Source organism: Marinomonas spartinae (genome assembly GCF_016461715.1).
Lineage (GTDB): Bacteria > Pseudomonadota > Gammaproteobacteria > Pseudomonadales > Marinomonadaceae > Marinomonas > Marinomonas spartinae_A.
Genome location: NZ_JAEMUI010000002.1, coordinates 284990 through 305910 on the forward strand (window position 1 = coordinate 284990; position 20921 = coordinate 305910).

Below are 20921 nucleotides of genomic sequence, written 5' to 3' on the forward strand. Positions count from 1 at the left end.
AATATGTGGGGTCTTTTGGTTATGGAAGAAAAAATAGATTCTCAAAAAGTTATTGTGTCTTTTGGTCAAATTATTCGTAATTTTATCAAGACCTCCCGATTATTTTTATCATTTGTTTTTTTTAGTTATTTTATTTTCCTCATTCATTTCCGTATTGGCGCCATATGTTTTCTCAAAGATGATCGATGACATGACAGGAAATCAATGGCAAGAGAAGATGACTGTATTAGTCATATTTTATGCAGTATTGATTGGACTATCGTTAACTCTGAATAATACGGTGAATTATTTATCCGCAATGCTGGCTGAGAATCTTAATTTTAGTGCAGCGACCAATTTTTTTGAACGGTTAGTCAAAAAATCACCGCATTTCTTTATTGAACATAATCCTGCTGAAATTCATGCAGTACAACGGCAAGGCGCACAAGCGGTCAATATTCTGGTTCAGCTCATGTTCATGGTTATTCTACCGGGATTGGCTCAACTTATTTTCACTCTACTGGTTTTGGGATTGACAATTGATATAAGGGTTGTATTGATTGTTCTGGCTTATGGCATCATTTATATATCGCTTACCTATTTTTCTAATAAAATCACAAGAAAATATCTTCAAGCAGCAACTCAAAAAGGACAAAGCAACGCACAATTGGTTGGTAATGCAGTGACCTTAATGGAAACGCTGCGTTATTTTGATGCGACAGATTGGATGAGTCGCCGTTTTCGTCATAGTGCTAAAGAAATATTGCATAACTGGAGACGTTATTCCTTGAAGAAAATCCTATTTTCAGGGGGGTATGGTGTGGCACTTTGTCTCCAATTCACAATTACTTTGACTATATTTCTACCCAAATATCACGATGGTGAGCTTTCTGTTGGTAATATCGTATTGTTTAATATGCTGTTATTGCAGCTCAATCGGCCATTTGAAATGGCTGGCCTTGCTATTGAAGGGGTTATGCGGGCTTTGACTGAGTTCAGACCTTTTGCACAGATGTGGTCTGCTCCTGAAGAAGTAGCATTAAGCTCCCAGACATCGTACTTAGATAAAAAAATTGTAAAAGGTGTTTTGACATTTAACAATGTGAGCTTTTTTTATAAAAATGGTCGGGGAGTATCGGGAATTAGTTTTACTGCTAAAAGGGGAGGTATTACCTTTATTACGGGTGAGACTGGCAAGGGTAAATCAACGCTTCTTAAGCTTGCTTTGAAGTATGCTGAGCCCTCTAGCGGAGCTATCTACATTGATGACCAAGTATTACATCAAATCAATCGCACAGATTGGTATCACTGTATTGGAGTGGTGCCACAGGAAATTATTTTATTGAACGATACGTTAGAAGCAAACATCACTTTAGGGCGACCGATAGATCAACAACAGTTAGAAAGTGTGGCAGCAAAGGCAGCCATTCTGAAAAAAATTGAATCGCTGCCAGATGGCTTTGCAACGCAAGTTGGTGAACGTGGCCTAACCTTGTCTGGTGGAGAGCGTCAGCGTATTGCTATTGCACGAGCGCTTTACAGTAAACCACAGTTTTTATTTTTGGATGAAGCCAGTTCCAGTCTTGATGAGGCAACACAAAACGAAATTATGCAATACATCAGAAATATTGCTAAAGATGTGACCGTTATTGCCATCACTCATCAGACAAGTTTGATTCATCATACTGATAATGTTGTTCATTTAAACTAATACATGGTACGGCTATATTTACCTGAATATATGTCGGCTTATTCGTCGTAGCCAAAAAGTTGACGCTCAATCAGGTCAATGATGGTATGAACAACGGTGATTTGGCATTCATGAACGCGTGCGGTGCCTAATAAGTTCACTTTGATCTCCGTATCGTCTCTAGAGGTCAAGGAGGAAATGTTTTTCGCTTCTGGGCTGGTGAGTGCAACAATGCTCATTTTGCGCTCATGGGCGGCTTGAATGGCTTGAATGATGGGAGAGGTGTTCCCCTTGTTTGCGACGACAAATAGCACATCACCAGGGTTGCCAATGGCGGTAATCGGCTTAGAGTACACATCATGATAACTGTCGTTATGAGAAATGGACATTAAGGCGGCAGCATCGCCGCTGAGGTTGATCGCGGGTAGACCCGGACGTTCTCGATCCATTCTGTCTAGCATTAGAGTACTAAAGTACTGGGCAAGGTGGGCGCCAGTACTGTTACCAACACAGACGACCTTGCCACCGCCAGCAATGCTAGCGAAAATAACGCGAGCAGCGTGCTCAATATAAGGGGGCAAGCTTTCTAGTGCTTGCTGTTGAGCCTCGAAACTTTGCGCAAATTGAGTATAAATTGCTTCTTGAAAATCCATAGTAATTAAAATGCTGCTCTTAGCCAGGTTAAATGTTGATAGTCGATTTTTTCATCAAATAGTACCGCGTCAAAGCGACAGCCACTGGTATCTTGATGATGTTTATGTAGCCAGTAGGATGCAGCTAATCTTACTTTTCTTAGCTTGGCTTCACTAAGGCTTTCAGCTGCCGTTCCATGGGTTGAGTTTGCCCGATAGCGGACCTCAACAAACACATAAGTCGTCTTGTCTAAAAAGATCAGATCTATTTCACCACCACGACAATGGTAGTTGCGGGCGATAAATTTGAGGCCTTTTTTAGTTAAAAAGGCCTCAGCACATTGTTCTGCTTTGTCACCGTTATTGTTCGGTTTCTTCTTTTTTCGGAAAAAACTGCGTGCTAACTGCATGTACCAACTGTCCATTTCGGTAAGTCATGATTTCTGGACGTCTATGGAAGGTACCATATTGATCCATCGTAATAATGCCTGTGTTTGCAGATAATCGCGTGGTCGGCAGCTGTACAAACAGAGGATAGCGGTTTGCTAATAGATAAGCATCTGCTCCTAAGGCTTGTAGGCGTCGTAAAATATTTGAATCACGTCCTGATGATACGTCTTTTAGGGCACTATCTTTATTGACAATAGCAGGTATTTCAGCAAATAAAATGCGCTCAATGTCGTTATAGTTAATGCCTTGTTCTGGTGGTGAATCATTCAGTGTGCTACTGGCTAGCATAGGAACATCGCTTGCAAAATAAAAATCCAAAAGAGGACGAATTTGCTTCGCATCGCTCAATTTGCCAGCATAAAAAATATAGTTTAGATCCTGACGAGGGCGTACTTCAGTGTCTACTTGCTCGCCGATCCATTTTTGAATGGTATAAATACGAGATTTACTTTCGTTTATCAGCAATAATTTTTGAACTGCTTGTTGACGACCTTTGGAAGTATCTTGATAAGACAAATCACCCGTGATGGTAATGTTGGCTTGCTTGGCTGCCTTGCGAAACTCATCACTCTGTCTCAGTGCCCATGTATCTTGAGAGCTTAAAATGGCGGCCCTAGTGGCGCCAGCTTGTTTGGCGAAAGAGATTAGTTCATTAATGTCATCTTCTGCGTTTAGCGAAAAATGATAAACATTAGGTATACGCTGATTGTCAGTCACCTGGTTCAGTGCGATGACAGGGTGTTGAGGAGATAAGCGATTAATTTCGGTCACGTTAGACTTTTTAAGAGGCCCAATAATCACGTCTGGGTTTTGTGCATCCGCTGCTTTAAGCGCCTCTGCAATGTTCTTGTAGTTGTCAGTATTTACTACGGCGATCTGTGCTCTGGGTTGCTTCTGATGGTAATAGGCACTGAAGAAGCCATTTACAATCGCTTGAGAAGCGCTTTCAAGCTTACCTGTCATAGGGAGCATTAAGACAATTTTCTTTGGGGCCATATCATTTAGGTTAGCTATCACCCTAAAATCTTGTGGCACATCAATGGCGGCAGGATGATCCGGATGGGCTTGCTGCCAGGCTTTAAATGCTTTTAGCTGTTGTTCAATAGACAGTGACTGATTTCTTAAAATGCCACTAATTGTCAAAAATCCCTTGAGAACAGGTGAGTCGGTTTGACTCAATTCAGCCATTTCTGCTTCGGTTAGGTTTTGTACGGCACGCCATAATTTGGCTTCGTTTTCTTGTCCTTCGCCTTTTGGTAGGTGTTCAAGTAAGTCTAAGCGGACTTTGACGACTTCAGGCCAATTGTTTGTGTGCTCTAGAATGGTGGCTTTGGTTTTGTTCAACAGGTTCTGATTGTCTGGAGAATCCGCTGCGGGCAGTTTTGAGGCCTGATTCAACATATCCATCGCTTTACTTGGGTCATCTAATTCTGAGGCAATGGCCGCCGCCAATAGATGCGCTTTAAAACGAATTATAGATTGAGTATCGAGCAGTTTATCAGTCAGTGCGTCTCTTGCCAGCAAGAATTGACCATCGCGGTAGAGTTGTAGGGCTTTGTTGTAGGAGTCGGCCAGTTCCTTGGGCGCTTTAGTCGGTAATGGATGATATATGCTAGGAGGCAACTCATCACCTTTTGTCTCCCCTTTTTGTGAGTAGGCATCAGGTGAGTAATAGCCCGGCTGCGTATTTAAATTGACCGAACTACAAGCACTTAGCAGAAAAGTACAGACAGTTAATGATATGATGCGGTAATTAATCAGGCTCATAAGCTTATAAATGACAGATAAAAGAGGCAACATGGTATCACATAGTTCCGATGATGCGAGAGGGTCGCTGTACATAGTTGCGACTCCAATTGGTAATCTAGACGATTTTAGTAAAAGGGCAGAACAAATCTTACGTGATGTAGACTATATAGCAGCGGAAGATACACGACACTCTCGCCGTTTGTTGAATCATTTTGGCATTGAGGCAAAGCTGTTTTCCATTCACGATCATAATGAAAAAGACAAGGCAAATTACGTCGCCAGTTTGCTGGATGAAGGTAAGAACGTTGCATTGGTTTCAGACGCTGGTACGCCATTGATTTCAGATCCTGGCTATCATGTCGTTCATGCTCTTCGTAAACAAGGTCACAAGGTAGTGCCTGTTCCAGGTGCATGTGCTTTGGTGGCGGCTCTATGTGCCTCTGGGTTACCAACCGATCAGTTCTTTTTCTCAGGTTTTGTCCCAGCAAAATCCAAAGCTCGTTGTGATCTTTTTGAGTCTTGGAAAAAGCAGCCAGGCACGGTTGTATTTTATGAATCTACGCACCGTGTTTATGATTCGATTGTTGATGTGCAAAAAGTCTATGGTGACGATGCGCAATTGGTTTTGGCTCGAGAAGTTACTAAAACCTTTGAAACCTTTTTATCAGGAACGGCATCAGAGATTCTGGCTATGTTTGACGCCGATGCAAACCAAATGCGCGGTGAATTTGTGGTCATGCTGAGTTTTACACAAGAGAGCGGTAATGAGGCTGAATTAGAAGCAAAACGCATTCTGACCATCTTATTAGAAGATTTACCAGTTAAACAGGCGGCAGCGCTGGCAGCCAAATTAACTGGCGAAAAGAAGAATAGCCTGTATAAAATGGCATTGGACATGCAAAGTGCATGAATCATTACCTCTTAAAAGAACGAAGGTTAAATATGCTTAAAAAGAATAATAAGGATCGGTTAACCCTTATATCGTTTGTCGCGTTCACATTGCTCGCATTAAATACGCAACAGGTACAAGCTCGAACTTGGCAGGAAATTCAACAAAGTGGTGTCTTAAAAGTTGGACTAACGGAGGATTATGCGCCCTTGTCTTTCCATGCTAAATCAGGAAAGTTAGAAGGCTTTGCTGTGGATATGACCTCAGCGTTAGCCAAATCCTTGCATCTAAAAGTACAATTTATCAAAACCACTTGGCCTAGCCTATCTCAAGATCTAGCGGCTGATAAATTTGATCTCGCGGCTGGTGGCGTTACACGTACCAAAAAACGTGCTGAGCAGTTTTTATTATCTGATCCCGTGGCAAAAAATGGCAAAATTATTCTGAGTAATTGTCATAACAATAAGCCATTGAGTACTTTGAAAGATATTGATAAACCCAGTGTGAAAGTGATTGTTAACCCAGGTGGTACTAACCAAACCTATGTGGATGATCATATAAAGAATGCTGATATCATTCTGACAAAAAATAATTTTGCTAATTTACAGGGGATTCGTGATCGCTCAGCAGACGCGATGATTACAGATCTAATTGAAGGAAATTATTACCAATTACATGAGAAGGGTGTATTTTGCGTGTCTTCCAAGACCATCTTAGCGGGTACCTCTAGTGTTAAAGTCTATATGATGAAAAAAAACAATAGCCACTTACTTAAAAAGGTTAATAATTGGCTTCAAGGGAATGAAAGCTCTACTTTAGCTCAACGTTGGGGGATTGCCCAATAAAGTATTTACTGGGTACGGAAGGCGTTTTATTGCTTTTTAGAAAAGTATCGCTGTTTAAAAATGATATTATTGCTAGGGAAGTGCAACCCTGATAAAGGGGATTTCTCGCACCCTCCCTAAAAACTAGTAGGCAATAATATCATTGTTTCTGTTATACAAATTGCATGATGTTGGCTTGGTTATTCTCTAGCTATATTAGCTTGATAGGTTCACAATCAATCTAAAAGAAAGTGAAAATATGGCAATAAGACCAATAACACCTACTATTTTATGATACGTTTTATTCACTAATTCTCCCATAATATCCTTTCGCGAAGACAGTATGAAAATGATCACTCCTAAAAATGGGGCCACTAATACAGTCAACGCTTGAGCGATAATAATTATCCTTATTGGAGATCCACTGTTAAATATAGCCACTGAGGCGCCAAAAATTAAAATAGCGTATGTGAAAAATTTAACTTTCATCGAGGATAATTTGTTTCCCCAGCCAAGTGCATCGCATAATAGTGTACCGCCAGCAGAAGCATTGGCGGCCATTGATGAGAATGCTGCTGCAAAAAAACCAATGCTGAAAATAATGGAGCTCATTTTTCCAGATACAGGCTCAAGAACTTTTGTTAACTGAGTAAAGTTTTTAACGGTTTCTCCCGTAGCACTAAATACCCCAGCGGCAACAATAATGACAAGCATCGTCATGGCGGCAGTGGCAATATTTCCTGGGATCGTATCGATTAATGTCAAACGTTTATATTGTTCAGGCTTTAATCCTCTTTCGTGAATGGAGTAACCGCTATAGAGGGCAGAGTTAATTGAAAAATTTGTTCCAATTAAAGCGATCAGCAAGAAGCCGGCGGAGTCTGGGATACTTGGTATTAAGCCACGGGAGACACCTACCCATGACGGATCACTGATAATTGCCGATCCTAAAAAGCCAATTGACATAATTGCGATCAATGCAATAAGGAGCTTTTCGAGGGCTCTATACGCATTTCTTAAGGCAATCAAGATAGCTACCGCCACGGTGGATGCTAACACCCAAGCTATTACTGATCCTCCGAAGAGTAGTTGCAGGGCTATTCCTGAGCCAATTGCATTCCCTACAGAGAAACATAGGGTGATAAAAAAAACGCCAAAGCCTGCCAAAATACCGACAGTATGACCAATTTTGCTTTTTATTGTATCAACTAACGAGACACCTTTTGTTGATAGTCCTATTCGAACGGCCATGTCGTTAAAAAAGAACATGAGAATGCCCGATAAAACGATGACCCAAAGTAGTTGATAGCCATACAGGCTACCTGCCTGAACGGCTGATGTAAGTGCTCCAGGACCAAAGCGCCATGCACCAGCGACAAATGCAGGCCCCATAAGTAAGAGTATTTTGTACTTATTTGCTGCATTTTTGCTATTATGGTAAGGCTCCAAAACGTCTTTTGGGGTACGGTTTTCAATTTTCATGGGATACCACACTATTATTTTTATTGAGTAGTAGAATAGCGATGTAAGTTTGCCCGCTCAGCATCGCTATTTTGGTTATCGTACGAAAACTGTTTGCTTATTAAATTAAGCCAGCAGATTGAAGTGCTTTTTTGATTTCCTCGCTTGCACCTTCTTGAAGAGGTAATAGTGGACTTCTCACTGTTGCGTGCTCCAAAATGCCACGTGCAACGAGACCTTCTTTTAAAGCAACCGTACCTTCCATATGGGAGCCGCGGTGGTAAACGTTTTGGGTGACAGGGAACAGACGATCGTGAATGGCTCGTGCTGCTTTGTAATCCTGACGTTTACCCGCCGCAATCAATTCAATTAGTGGTTCAGGAGTGAGACCGCCGTAACCCACTAGTGCACCATCCACATCAAACATAGTGTGCAGTAGATATTCGTCATGGCATGTCAGTACTTGTAGGTCTGGATTTTCACGACGAATGATTGGGATTTCTGTATCCCAACGACGCATATTACGAACGCCGTTTTTCATTGCGAAAACACCGGGCTGAGCAGCGATTTCTAGTAAGGTATCTAGGTTGTAACTTGCTTTTGTCACATCAGGGTATTGAAAAAGGATTAAGGGTAATCCTGTTTCTTCATGGATCGTTTTGTATCTATCTTGAGGAGCACCTTCTTGAAATCCAAAGCGCAACCAGCCGTGGGATGGATAAACAAGACCTGCTGACGCACCCGCAGAGATAGCGCGTTTGGTTTCCTCTACAGCCACTTTGGTTCCTTCACCTGTGATACCAGCAATAACAGGAAGGCGTCCATCAGTAGATTCAACAAAACTTCTAATAACAGACATTTGTTCTTCAGAAGTCATAAATGTGCCTTCACCAGCGTGACCAAGCACTACTAGCCCTTTTACACCATCAAAGCTACCTAACCAAGCACCTAGTTTATGGATTGCTTTATGGTCAACCTCTCCATCGCGAGTGAAAGGTGTGACTGGTGCGGGTACTAAACCTCTTAAATCAATATTATTCATGATCATTTTCCTTATTATTTTTGGGTTTTTAGTTAAATGGCAGATGTTGCACTGCCGCTAACATTAATTGCCTTTGATAGTTTTTCAGACGTTTCAGCCATGCCATCAAAGGCTTTAATGAAGAGTTCATCTTCAGATATTCTAATACTTGGAACGACAACACTAATTGCCCCAATTGGATAACGGTCTCGGTCAAAAACAGGTAGTGCTAATACCGTTAATGAAGAATTGAAACTGGAGCGTTTTAAAATATAACCTTTTGCTTTAATAGATTTTAATTGCTCCATGACGGGTATATCGTCTTTATCCAGCGGAACAACTTCATGAAAATCCGGCTCAAGGTTTAACACATGCTCTAATTCTTCCTCAGGAAGAAAAGCTAAAAGGGCTTGTCCAATCGCGCTGCAGTAGGCAGGAATCACTGATCCGACACGAATATCGACTCCCAGACGAGCTAAGCCAACACGTACCCGTTCTAGGTAAACCATGTTTGCCCCTTCAAGAGTGGCAAAGCTGACGGTTTCTCCAATGCGTTTAGCTAATGAACGTAAAATAGGTAATGCTAAGTCACGAATATCGCTGCGCCCGATCGCATTAAAACCGAGATTGGCGACTTTAAGTGTTAAATGAAATTGCTTTGTTTCTTCTAACTTTTCTATATATCCCAGATCGACCAATGTATTCAGGATGCGGAAAACCGTTCCTGAATCCAGTCCGGAGCGCGAGCAAACTTCGCTTAACGTTAAGGCTTCAAAAGCATGTGTAAAAGATTCCAGTACTTTGAAACCTTTTGCGAGGGAGCCCACTTTATTTTTAGAATCGACAGCCATAAAACTCACTTTTTCGGAATGCGAAATTTTTTTCATTTTATTGTTTGACTATATAAGGACATTAAATTTTTATTGTCAATAGGAATTCATCGAAAAATTGAAGAAAAAAACGCATGTCTCATTGTGTTTTGCTTTGATCAACGATTGTGGGTCGGGTAGATATTGCTTTTGCGTTTACAAAATCCATTGTCTAGGGGTATACTCAAAATCACTTGTCGGAGTGCCATTTGGCTGAGATCGCATAATTAAGTGCGGGATCCGCAGAACCTGATCGGGCTAATACCCGCGTAGGAAACAAGAAAGTCTCCATTTTTCTTTTCTGCATCGAATGAACTCCTGATTTTTATGGAATCGATGCGGTCATACCACCTAAAGCATCTTTTTTAATAAACTTCAGGGTTCATGTTTTGCAATTAACGCCCGTCGTGCGTTTGTCTGTAAAACAGCACCCCAGACAAGCAATTCTCCATTTTTTGAAATAAGGGAAGTGCTCATGTCGACTACTAATGAATCACACAAGAAGCCAACGAACCTGTCTAAAAAGCAGACCCGCGAGGAATCTCGTCAAGCGGCGAAGTCTTTTATCGAGTCATTGCAAGCTAAACCGTTCCCAGCCTCAGAGCGAATCTATCTTACAGGATCAGACACTTCGATCCGTGTCCCAATGCGTAAGATCAATCTAACCGATACGCCGATTGGCTCTGATCCAAATAATCTAACGTTTGAACCCAATGAGGCGATTTACGTCTACGACTGTTCCGGTCCATACGCTGACCCGCAAGAAAATATCGATGTGTATAAAGGTTTAATGCCCATGCGTGCGTCTTGGATTGAAAAACGTAACGACACAGAGATCTTGCCAAGTGTGTCATCTGAGTTTGCTCAATCGCGTTTAGAAAATGCTGCGCTGGATGAATTGCGTTTTAAAAAATTGCCTAAAGTACGCAAAGCTCGCCAAGGTAAGTGTGTGACGCAAATGCATTACGCTCGACAAGGCATCATTACCCCAGAGATGGAATACATTGCCTTGCGTGAAAACCAAAATATCGATGCCATCAAAAGTGAGTTGTTATTAAAACAGCATCCAGGGCAAAGTTTTGGTGCTAATTTACAAAAACGGATCACACCAGAATTTGTCCGTGACGAAGTAGCAAGAGGTCGCGCTATTATTCCTAACAACATTAATCACCCTGAATCCGAGCCGATGATTATTGGTCGTAACTTCTTAGTAAAAGTGAACGCCAATATTGGCAATTCGGCGGTGACGTCTTCTATTGAAGAAGAAGTAGAAAAGCTGGTCTGGTCGACACGCTGGGGGGCGGATACCGTGATGGATTTGTCGACTGGCAAAAACATTCATGAAACACGTGAATGGATTTTGCGTAACTCCCCTGTGCCAATCGGTACCGTCCCCATTTATCAAGCCCTAGAAAAAGTCGACGGCGTAGCAGAAGATCTGAACTGGAATGTGTTTCGCGATACTTTGATCGAGCAAGCGGAGCAAGGGGTGGATTACTTTACAATTCATGCTGGTGTTTTATTACGCTATGTGCCAATGACCGCGAAACGTCTGACAGGCATCGTGTCTCGTGGTGGTTCCATCATGGCGAAATGGTGTTTGGCGCACCATAAAGAGAGCTTCTTGTACGAACGCTTCCGTGAGATTTGTGAGCTGTGTGCAGCCTATGATGTGGCGTTGTCATTGGGGGATGGCCTGCGTCCTGGGTCGATCATGGACGCCAATGATGAGGCGCAAATGTCGGAGCTGCGCACCTTAGGAGAACTGACGAAAATAGCTTGGGAATACGATGTACAAGTAATGATCGAAGGGCCAGGGCACGTTCCAATGCAACTTATTAAAGAGAATATGACTGAGCAATTAGAACATTGTCATGAAGCACCGTTTTACACCTTAGGACCATTAACCCAAGACATTGCACCTGGCTATGATCACTTCACTTCAGGTATTGGTGCTGCGCAAATTGGTTGGTACGGCTGTGCCATGCTGTGCTACGTCACCCCCAAAGAACACCTTGGCTTACCGAATAAAGAAGATGTGAAAGAAGGTTTAATCACTTACAAAATTGCTGCCCATGCGGCGGATTTGGCAAAGGGGCATCCGGGTGCGCAAGTGCGTGATAATGCTTTGTCAAAAGCGCGTTTTGAATTTCGTTGGGAAGATCAGTTCAATCTGTCATTAGATCCTGAAACCGCTCGTTCATACCATGATGAAACGTTGCCGCAAGCTTCTGGCAAGGTGGCACACTTTTGTTCTATGTGTGGCCCGAAATTTTGCTCCATGAAAATCACCCAAGAAGTTCGTGACTATGCAAAAGGGTTAGAGAGCGAAAAAGCTTTAGAAGATTCACAGGCTATAGATGTCAGTGCTTTAGAAGTCAGTGATGCTGAAGCGGGTATGCAAAAAATGTCGGAACAATTCCGTGAGCTGGGCAGTGATGTCTATTTAACCACGGATAAGTTAACCACAGACAAGCTAACAGCTGATAAATCAAAAGAAAAATCACTGTAAGTGAAAGGAGGATTTATGTCGATAAAACCTCCTGTAGTCTGGTGTGTGGGCGGGTCGGATTCGTCCGCCCACGCAGGACTTCAAGCGGATTTGCGCACTGGGCAGGATTTGGACTGTCATGTGCAAACCATTGTCACTTGCATTACGGCGCAAAACTCCAAAGAGGTGCGTGCTGTTGAGCCAGTTTCTTTGGCTATGTTTGATGAGCAGTGGCAAACCTTACTCGACGATGTGCTGCCAGATGCCATTAAAGTGAGTTTGTTACCTTCAATTGATATTGTGGAGGCGTGCTCCAAATGGCTAAAACGAATAAAAACGGACTTTCCTGGCATTCAGGTCGTCTTTGACCCTGTGATGGCGGCGAGTAGTGAGTCGGGTAATCAACTACAACAAACGGACGCGGGGGCTAGTTTACTGGATCATATCCTACCTTATGCGGATGTGATAACGCCAAATCGGATGGAATTCTCGGCACTGACAGGTTTGTCTGCTGAGCTTGCCCCTAAGGATTTGCAAGCTGACATGGCAGTGTATTTTGCTACTTCTAAAAGTCGTTGGTTGTTGAAAGGGGGGCATGTCGGTGAGCTTAACAAGCAGAAAGAAGACCAAGCAACCGATTGGCTGGTGGATCGCGATACTATCGTTGGTTTCGCAGGCGAAAGACTCTCTGCACATAATACGCGTGGCACGGGTTGTACCTTATCGACGGCGCTGGCGAGTTTTATCGCCCATGGTTATGACCTACTGGATGCCATGACCATGGCAAAAGCCTACATAACGGGGGCGTTAAAAAGCGGTGTGCAAATTGGTGAAGGGGCTGGACCACTCGGTCGCTCTGGTTGGCCGTTACAAATTGACAATTTGCCGAGGATTGTCACGCCACATAAACCACTGATGTCTATTAGTCGGCCTTTTGCCGAGATGGATCTTAAAAAAATGGGCTTATACCCAGTGGTCGATTCGATTGCTTGGTTAGTATTAGTGCTTAAGCAAGGAGTGAAAATCGCTCAGCTGCGTATCAAAGACCCTGATGATGTCGACCTAGAACATAAAATCCAACAGGCGGTTGCCTTAGGCAAAGAATACGATGCTCAAGTCTTTATCAATGATTATTGGCAACAGGCGATTACTTATGGTGCTTATGGTGTTCATCTTGGTCAAGAAGATCTAGAACGGGCGGATTTGGCGAAAATCCAAGCGGCAGGTATGCGACTTGGTATCAGTACCCATGGCTACTATGAAATTGCCCGCGCCCAATCTATTCAGCCAAGCTATATCGCTTTGGGCCATATTTTTCCCACACAGACCAAAGACATGCCCTCTCAGCCGCAAGGCTTAACCCGATTAGGCCATTACGCGAGCTTATTAAAAGGCGTGTTTCCTACGGTGGCGATTGGTGGCATTAATGCAGAGCGTTTGCCTGCGGTTGTCCAAACAGGAGTGAACAGTGTCGCCTTAGTGACGGCCATTACCAAAGCAGCGGAACCAGAAGTCGCCACTCAGTCACTCATAACCTTGTTTGAGCAAAGTACTAGAGGTGAGCAATGAAGATTATGTTGAACGACGCACCTTATGAGTTTGCTGGGGAAACTCTCGAAGACTTAATCATTGAGTTGGATAAGAGTCAACAAGGCATTGCCATCGCGCTTAATCAGCAAGTAGTACCAAGAAGCTTGTGGTGCAGCACAGGGCTTGATGAACAGAGCCTTGTGTTTATTTTTGAATCCATTGCAGGGGGTTAATATGTCATCTTTATTGATTGCAGGGCACGAATTTCGCTCTCGACTTTTTACTGGCACGGGCAAGTACGCCAGTGCCAATGCCATGATGGACTCGATTACCGCCAGTGAAAGCGAACTGGTGACCTTGTCCTTGCGCCGTATGGATTTAAAACATCAAACGGACAATATTCTCCAACCCTTGCAAAAGAAGGGAATGAAACTGTTACCCAATACCTCTGGTGCACGCACCGCAAAAGAAGCGATTTTTGCGGCTGAATTGGCCAGAGAGGCATTAGAAACTAACTGGGTAAAGTTAGAAATTCATCCTGATCCACGTTATTTAATGCCGGATGGTATGGAGACATTATTGGCGGCAGAAGCGTTGATCAAAAAAGGCTTTGTGGTGATGCCTTATGTTCATGCTGACCCCGTATTGTGTAAACGGCTAGAAGAAATAGGGTGTCAGTGTGTGATGCCATTAGGTTCGCCCATTGGTTCTAATATGGGGTTAGCAAGTCGCCCATTTTTAGAAATCATTATTGAGCAAAGCCGTGTGCCAGTGATTGTCGATGCCGGCATTGGCGCGCCGTCAGATGCGGCGTTGGCTATGGAAATCGGAGCGGATGCGGTATTGGTTAATACCGCCATGGCCGTTGCTAATCAGCCTAGCAAAATGGCTAACGCCTTTCGTCTAGCCGTGGAAGCAGGGCGTATGGCCTATGAATCGGGGTTAGGTGAACGACGGATACAAGCGCAAGCGACTAGTCCACTGACGGATTTTATCGGAGCCTTGTCATGATAGATGGAGCCAGTCATAAAATTCGCTTATTAGAACAAAGTCCCGCAGTAGAAGGTCAGTTTAGCCATTTTGTGGAAAGTACAGACTGGCATGCCATGACGCAATGGCATCAAGAGAAAACCGAGCAAGATGTGTTGCGAGCCTTGAGCAAGAGCAAACTGAATGTGGAGGATTTTGCGGCTTTAATTTCTCCAGCAGCAGAGCCTTATTTACTGGAAATGGTGGCAAAAAGCGAACAGCTTACTTTGCAGCGTTTTGGCAAAACCTTAAGCTTATTCGCGCCTTTGTATTTGTCTAATACGTGTGCGAACGAATGCACTTACTGTGGATTTTCCATGAGTAATGCCATTAAGCGCCTGACGTTGAATGAATCTCAAGTAGAAAAAGAAATCGCGGCGATTAAGGACAAAGGTTTTGATCATATTTTGCTGGTGACTGGGGAAACCAATAAGGTCTCTATGCCGTATTTTGAACGAATGATTCCCTTGATCAAACCGCATTTTAGCCAGCTTTCCATGGAGGTGCAGCCACTTAACTCAGAGGAGTATAAGCGGCTGCAGACAATCGGTCTTGATGGTGTTCTGGTCTATCAAGAAACTTATCGTCGCAAGACGTATCTTGAACATCATTTGAGAGGTAACAAATCCAACTTCAATTATCGATTGGACGCGCCAGATCGCATTGGTCAAGCGGGTATTCATAAAATCGGTTTGGGTGTTTTGCTTGGGTTAGAAGATTGGCGTACGGATTCTATGATGATGGCGCATCATCTACGACACTTGCAAAAGCGTTATTGGCGCAGTCGTTTTAGTGTGGCGTTTCCACGTATTCGCCCTTGTGAAGGGGGCATAGTTCCTAAGTCAATTATTACTGATCGACAATTAGTGCAACTGATTGCTGCATGGCGCTTGTTTGATTGGGATCTGGAGATGAGTTTGTCAACGCGTGAGTCGCCAGAATTTCGTCACCATGCAGTGAGAATGGGCTTTACCACCATGAGCGCAGAGTCCAAAACCCAACCAGGTGGTTATGCTGAAGACGCTCAAGCAGCCCTTGAGCAATTTGAAATCAGTGACGAGCGGCCAGTGGCTGACATTATCGCTATGATACGCAGTCAGGGACGGGAAGTGGTCTGGAAAGATTGGGATCCTGCTCTTTCTTACGTATAAGCTGTTTCAAGTGCAATAAAAAGGACGGAGCGTCAGGCCATTCTTTGCCAATTCTAAGAATATGTTTAAGCGTACTTGGTTATTAGGAAAAATCCGTGAATGCGCATTTTTCCTTACATTCTCATGACAAGTTATGCATCTCGTTTCACTCTCTTTGATACTGTCTGACGCAAATTTAGACATAATGGATTCCAACAAAACAGGAAAGCGATAACTAAGGAGCCATTATGATGAAACGTAGAAAGGCGGGAATGCTAACCGTTATTGGGTTGAGTGCAGCCCTTATGACAGGAATGGCAACCAACGCTGTTGCGAGCTCTAAAGAGCCGGCAACTCAAGGTCACATCAGTGCGGCCCCAACCAGTGATCAAATTGCTGAAACAATGGCAAAACAACTCGGTTTGAGTAATGCCACTCGGGATAAACTGTCTAAGTTATTCAGTACCGATGGCAAGCAGATTCAGAATCTGCAAATGAAGTTGAATGAAAAACGTCGAGAATTGAATGCATTAAACCCAACTGAAAAGGGTTATATGAAAAAAGTGGACGCTCTGGCAGATCAAAGCGCAGATCTTACCAAGCAGTTGACCATCAAATACGCGAAAAGTCGTGCTGAGTTGTACTCTCTGCTAACACCTAAGCAGATCGAAAAGTTAGAGCACGGCGGTAGGCCAAAAGCCACAGCCAAATAAAGGAGTGATCGTCCTTAAACGATTGTCGTTGAGAGTGTTGCCCCAGCCGTCAAAAGCTGGGGCTTTTTTTTATGCTCAACAAATACTGAATTGAATGCCTTATACCGCGTTTTACTCTAAAATCGATTTATGTCTTTTGGTAGTTGTTTTGTTGTCTGTTTACAATCACATTCCTTTTTTATGGTGGAGTTTTGGAATGCCCAAGAAACGCTTTCATTCTCAGGAATATCTATCCATATCTAGAAAGGTGATGTTGTTAGGCGCTCTGTTTCTACTTGCCCACACGTCACTCACCCAAGCCTCAGCAATAACAAAACATTGTGACCTGTATTTTTCCAATGGCATCACGTTAAAAGCGGTTCCCACTGTTGAAACAGATGCACAGCGGCGAAAAGGCCTTTCTAATAGGAGAAGTGCAGGGGCTGGGATGTTGTTTGTCTACCCAAAAGCGGCGCCTCGCGCATTTTGGATGCATAACACACTGATCCCATTAACAGCTGGCTTTTTAGATGCCAATGGCGTGATTATTAACCTTGCTCATATGAAGCCTAATACCAATACGCTTCATAAATCCGCGCAACCGGCTAAAACCGTACTGGAACTTGGCGAAGGAGGCTTTAAAAAATATGGTTTGAAAAAAGGCGTACGGTTGGAAATGACGGTCTGTCTGCAAAAAGGATAATCGTTAATATCTTCAAGAGCCTAAAAAACACCAGCTCCTAAGGCAAACAAAACGCCCACAGAGCCTATGTTTGAAGGAATTGCCTGAGCTAACATGCAAGTCTTCCTCTTGAATAAAGAGAAAGACCTGCTGGAAGTTTTTAGCTTGCTATAGAGTTAAACAACTCAAAATAAGTGGGGAAGGTTTTCGATGTACAACCAGGGTCGTTGATGGTGACGGGAGTATCTGAAAAGGCCACCAAAGAGAAGCACATGGCAATGCGGTGGTCGTTGTAGGTGTCGATAGCCGCATGCTGTAGTTTTTCAACTGGTGTAACCGTAATGAAGTCTTCCCCTTCGATGACATCGGCGCCCAGTTTTTTCAGTTCAGTCGCCATGGCGTATAGACGGTCAGTTTCTTTGACACGCCAGTTATAAATATTGCGAATGGTGGTTGGGCCTTTAGCGAACAGAGCGGTGGTGGCGATGGTCATGGCAGCATCTGGAATGTGGTTCATGTCCATATCAATGCCATTTAGCTCGTTTCGTTCTGCTTCAATCCAGGTTGGACCGTAGGTGATGTTGGCCCCCATTTTCGCCAGTACATCAGCGAATTTAACATCGCCTTGTACGCTGTCTGCCCCTACGCCGTGAACTTTGATTTTTCCGCCTGCTATTGCAGCGGCGGCTAAAAAGTAAGACGCAGATGACGCGTCACCTTCGACCATGATTTCGCCAGGGCTTTGGTAAGTTTGTTGGCCTTTAACGATGAATGCTTGGTAGTTTTGGTTTTCCACTTCCACGCCAAATTGTTTCATGACATCTAAGGTGATGTCGATGTAAGGTTTGGAAACGAGCTCTCCGTCCACTTTTATGGTGAGGTCGTCTTTCGCCATCGGTGCGCTCATTAGAATAGCGGTTAGGAACTGGCTAGAGATATTGCCCTTGATGGATACTTCACCGCCAGATAAACCGTTTGCTTTAATGCAAAGTGGTGGGTAGTTTTTCTCGCCTTCATAAGTAATATCAACACCTAATGCTTGTAAAGCATCGACAAGATCGCCAATAGGGCGTTCATGCATGCGAGGTTCACCATGCAGGTGGAATTCGCCTTTGCCTAGGCACAATGCCGCTGTTAGTGGGCGCATGGCGGTTCCAGCATTGCCTAGGAATAAGTCTCCAAACTCGGCTTGGATTGGACCGCCAAGGCCTTCCAGAATACAAGTGGTGTCATTGTCTTCTAGAGAATAGGTGACGCCAAGTTTTGTGAGGCTTTCTAGCATGCGACGGATATCGTCGCTGTCGAGCAAATTCGTAATGCGTGTGGTGCCTTTTGCCAAAGTTGCCAACAATAGTATACGGTTAGAAAGGCTTTTCGAGCCGGGGATCTGGATGTCGCCATTGGCTTTGGAAAGGGGACCAAGTGTGATTGAGTTCATTTTTATGTCCGTTATATAGTCAGTATGTGTTTGTTGATGACGACTTGTTTAATAGGATTAAGCGTCATCATCAAAGTCGTCAATAATGGCACCGTTATTTAAAGCGGCCATGTCTAATTCATTGAGTGCTTGATAGGTATTTTCGATGTCTTCAATACGCTCATTGGCCTGATCGTAGTTTTCTTGATAGACGCTACTGGCGATCATGCTGATTAAGTTCATCACGCTGGCATAAGAGTCAAAGGCGGACACGCCACGAACCACACATGAAAAATGTAGGTCACTAATTTGTTGTGGGTTAGCGTCTGCATGATCGGTAATATAGATCAGTCGGCAGCCATTTTGACGCAACGTGATCATGTGGTTTTTTAGCCAAGCGGGTCTTCTCCGTACCCCCATGATGATAACGATGTCATCCTTGGAAAAGCTGACGATCTCTTCACCGAGAGTTTGCCCGGGTAAGGGTAATAGTTGCACATCGGGTCGACACTGAATCAGTTGCTGACGCAAGTGTAAGGCAAGGGCGTGGTTGTTTCGATAACCAATGATATAGACCCGGCTGGCTCGTGATATCCAGCGAATGGCCGTTTGGTAGTGTTTTGTATTAATGGACTCCAAGGTTCGGCGGATATTGTTTTGATCACAGTTAACATAATCCTGAAACAGATTCGATAACGGTTGATTATCAGGCTGTTTATCTGCAATCGGTGCGCCCCAACGACGAGCAGCGCGTACTTGCTTTTTGACTTCCGTGAAATCTTTATAGCCAAGACGTTGCAATAGACGAGTGACGGCTGACTTGGACACATCTGCCAATTTTGCAAGCTCTGTTGCAGAGTAGGTCGCAATGTCACCTTGATGATTCAAAATGCAGGCGGCTAGCTTTTGCTGAGTCGGTGAAAGTTGGTCGTATATTTGCTTGATTCTGTGTTCTATCGATTTATCAGACATTATTTAGATCGTGTTAGTTCGCGAGTAAGCAAATAATGAAGGAAAACAGGGCGTCAGGGAAGCCTTTCTAGCGTTTCTGTTCAGAATAGACGAATGAAACGGGGCGTTTATCAAAATAGGAAAGAAATTGAATGGGTTCATTAATTTTATTTTTGGTTATTATGAAACAAATGTATTATATTGGTTTACGCTGCATGATAAAACTGACCGTTAAAAGTAGTGAACTCTAGAATACCGATGCTCGCATATACCCTGTACGCTTGTCCTACTTTGTTCAGGGGGGCGTAGTGCATTGATCATGCTACACCCATTTTGCATTTTAATTTTTTGAATTTGCTTTGTTTATGGAATCGGCAAAGCCATAAGGAGTTGTTATGTCTCTCAGTCAAAAGCCATGGTATGGCGTTAACCTCGCTTCTGAACGTTTAGGAGCGAAAGCGTTATATGCCAATGATGATTTTTTTGCTCCTAAGGAACGCATGTTACAAGACAGTGATCCTGTTTTTATTCCTGGAAAATACGATGACAACGGAAAGTGGATGGATGGCTGGGAAACACGACGTAAGCGTGGGGAAGGGTATGATTATTGTATTGTGAAGTTAGCCGTACCTGGACGTTTGAATAAAATCGAATTAGATACGCGCCATTTTACGGGGAATTATGCGCCTGCTGCTTTGGTGGAGGCGTGCTTTAGCACCACAGAACCGAATGCTGACACTGTTTGGAGGCCAATTACAGATACCATAGCGTTAGCTGGTAATGACCAAAAATTGGTGGATATCGAGCACGATGAGGTATTTAGTCATATTCGCTTAAACATTTACCCAGATGGTGGGATTGCGCGTTTACGTGTGTTTGGTCAACCTGAGGTCGACTGGAGCACATTGGCAAATCGTTCAGTAGATCTATTGGCTCTAGAAGTGGGTGGCCGTGCGATTGCTACTAATGATGAACACTTTGGCACGATGCATAACCTGAATTTGCCCGGTAAAGGCATTAATATGGGAGATGGCTGGGAAACCCGCCGCCGTCGAGAGCCAGGTAATGATTGGGTGATTTTAGCCCTTGGTCATCGTGGTGAAATTGATCAAGTCGTCATTGATACTGCCTTTTTTAAAGGCAATTACGCTGCCGCTTGCTCTATTCAGGTTGCCGATATTCACAATCTACCAGACAGTACTTTACCTGCGCAAAGCCTTTACTGGAAAGAGTTGTTGCCAAAATCCGAACTGGGTGCAGACCAGGAGCATTTGTTTACAGATAGATTGAAAGAGGTCGGCCCCGTGACGCATTTAAGAGTGAATATTTATCCAGATGGTGGGATCAGTCGTATTCGAGTGATCGGTAAACCTGTTATCTGATTGGTCATCGTTTTGGGTCGTATAAAAAACATTCTGTACATCTATTTATAGAA

19 protein-coding genes and 1 riboswitch are annotated in these 20921 nt (G+C 43.5%); of the genes, 11 read left to right on the plus strand and 8 right to left on the minus strand.

The window, feature by feature from the left end:
* Positions 1-112 precede the first annotated feature (112 nt).
* Entirely contained in the window at positions 113-1690 is a 1578-nt protein-coding gene (locus tag JHD45_RS03220) for an ABC transporter ATP-binding protein (protein WP_267905945.1), read from the plus strand.
* 38 nt (positions 1691-1728) lie between these two features.
* Here the strand turns inward: JHD45_RS03220 and JHD45_RS03225 are convergent, their stop codons facing one another.
* From JHD45_RS03225 to JHD45_RS03235, 3 genes are read right to left on the minus strand one after another with little or no spacing between them, the layout of a single operon-like run.
* Positions 1729-2322, minus strand: a complete 594-nt coding sequence (locus JHD45_RS03225; protein ID WP_199474744.1) for an SIS domain-containing protein — start codon at positions 2320-2322, stop codon at positions 1729-1731.
* A 5-nt stretch (positions 2323-2327) separates the two neighbouring features.
* Positions 2328-2711 (minus strand): YraN family protein, encoded by a 384-nt coding sequence (locus JHD45_RS03230; RefSeq protein ID WP_199474745.1) that lies wholly within the window; start codon positions 2709-2711, stop codon positions 2328-2330.
* Complete coding sequence (locus JHD45_RS03235; protein ID WP_233407536.1) at positions 2662-4593, minus strand: penicillin-binding protein activator; 1932 nt, start codon at positions 4591-4593, stop codon at positions 2662-2664. Before JHD45_RS03235 ends, JHD45_RS03230 begins: the two co-directional genes overlap by 50 nt.
* On the opposite strand from JHD45_RS03235, the gene rsmI reads away from it, so the two are divergent.
* Together rsmI and JHD45_RS03245 are read left to right on the plus strand one after the other, a co-directional pair.
* Positions 4550-5410 carry a 16S rRNA (cytidine(1402)-2'-O)-methyltransferase gene (gene rsmI / locus JHD45_RS03240; protein WP_233407537.1) on the plus strand — a complete coding sequence of 287 codons (861 nt, stop codon included), beginning with the start codon at positions 4550-4552 and terminating at the stop codon, positions 5408-5410. The two genes, JHD45_RS03235 and rsmI, sit on opposite strands and share 44 nt — an antisense overlap.
* Before the next feature lie 32 nt (positions 5411-5442).
* Complete coding sequence (locus JHD45_RS03245; RefSeq protein ID WP_199474747.1) at positions 5443-6234, plus strand: transporter substrate-binding domain-containing protein; 792 nt, start codon at positions 5443-5445, stop codon at positions 6232-6234.
* A gap of 195 nt (positions 6235-6429) precedes the next feature.
* Here the strand turns inward: JHD45_RS03245 and JHD45_RS03250 are convergent, their stop codons facing one another.
* The 3 genes from JHD45_RS03250 to JHD45_RS03260 form a co-directional block, all read right to left on the minus strand.
* The gene (locus JHD45_RS03250; protein ID WP_199474748.1) at positions 6430-7695 is read right to left on the minus strand and encodes an Nramp family divalent metal transporter; all 1266 of its coding nucleotides are present in this window, start codon (positions 7693-7695) and stop codon (positions 6430-6432) included.
* A gap of 100 nt (positions 7696-7795) precedes the next feature.
* Entirely contained in the window at positions 7796-8716 is a 921-nt protein-coding gene (locus JHD45_RS03255; RefSeq protein WP_233407538.1) for a dihydrodipicolinate synthase family protein, read from the minus strand.
* A gap of 32 nt (positions 8717-8748) precedes the next feature.
* The gene (locus JHD45_RS03260; RefSeq protein WP_199474750.1) at positions 8749-9546 is read right to left on the minus strand and encodes an IclR family transcriptional regulator; all 798 of its coding nucleotides are present in this window, start codon (positions 9544-9546) and stop codon (positions 8749-8751) included.
* A 206-nt stretch (positions 9547-9752) separates the two neighbouring features.
* Positions 9753-9857, plus strand: a riboswitch (TPP riboswitch).
* A 182-nt stretch (positions 9858-10039) separates the two neighbouring features.
* Between JHD45_RS03260 and thiC the strand changes: the two genes are divergently transcribed.
* From thiC to JHD45_RS03295, 7 genes are all read left to right on the plus strand, one after another.
* A complete protein-coding gene (gene thiC / locus JHD45_RS03265; protein WP_199474751.1) occupies positions 10040-12076 on the plus strand; it encodes a phosphomethylpyrimidine synthase ThiC in 2037 nt (678 codons plus the stop codon).
* A 15-nt stretch (positions 12077-12091) separates the two neighbouring features.
* A complete protein-coding gene (thiE, locus tag JHD45_RS03270) occupies positions 12092-13624 on the plus strand; it encodes a thiamine phosphate synthase (protein ID WP_199474752.1) in 1533 nt (510 codons plus the stop codon).
* Positions 13621-13818: a sulfur carrier protein ThiS gene (gene thiS / locus JHD45_RS03275; RefSeq protein WP_199474753.1), complete on the plus strand. Its 198-nt coding sequence runs from the start codon at positions 13621-13623 to the stop codon at positions 13816-13818. Before thiE ends, thiS begins: the two co-directional genes overlap by 4 nt.
* Before the next feature lies 1 nt (position 13819).
* Positions 13820-14596 (plus strand): thiazole synthase, encoded by a 777-nt coding sequence (locus JHD45_RS03280; RefSeq protein WP_199474754.1) that lies wholly within the window; start codon positions 13820-13822, stop codon positions 14594-14596.
* Complete coding sequence (thiH, locus tag JHD45_RS03285) at positions 14593-15765, plus strand: 2-iminoacetate synthase ThiH (RefSeq protein WP_199474755.1); 1173 nt, start codon at positions 14593-14595, stop codon at positions 15763-15765. Before JHD45_RS03280 ends, thiH begins: the two co-directional genes overlap by 4 nt.
* A gap of 227 nt (positions 15766-15992) precedes the next feature.
* On the plus strand, positions 15993-16457 hold the full coding sequence (locus JHD45_RS03290; RefSeq protein ID WP_199474756.1) for a Spy/CpxP family protein refolding chaperone: 465 nt from the start codon (positions 15993-15995) through the stop codon (positions 16455-16457).
* A 196-nt stretch (positions 16458-16653) separates the two neighbouring features.
* Positions 16654-17139 (plus strand): DUF192 domain-containing protein, encoded by a 486-nt coding sequence (locus tag JHD45_RS03295; protein WP_199474757.1) that lies wholly within the window; start codon positions 16654-16656, stop codon positions 17137-17139.
* Positions 17140-17278: 139 nt separating this feature from the next.
* Here the strand turns inward: JHD45_RS03295 and aroA are convergent, their stop codons facing one another.
* A complete protein-coding gene (aroA, locus tag JHD45_RS03300) occupies positions 17279-18556 on the minus strand; it encodes a 3-phosphoshikimate 1-carboxyvinyltransferase (RefSeq protein WP_199474758.1) in 1278 nt (425 codons plus the stop codon).
* 57 nt (positions 18557-18613) lie between these two features.
* Positions 18614-19507: a MurR/RpiR family transcriptional regulator gene (locus tag JHD45_RS03305; protein WP_199474759.1), complete on the minus strand. Its 894-nt coding sequence runs from the start codon at positions 19505-19507 to the stop codon at positions 18614-18616.
* 374 nt (positions 19508-19881) lie between these two features.
* Between JHD45_RS03305 and alc the strand changes: the two genes are divergently transcribed.
* Complete coding sequence (gene alc, locus JHD45_RS03310) at positions 19882-20868, plus strand: allantoicase (RefSeq protein WP_199474760.1); 987 nt, start codon at positions 19882-19884, stop codon at positions 20866-20868.
* The last annotated feature ends 53 nt before the right edge of the window (positions 20869-20921 follow it).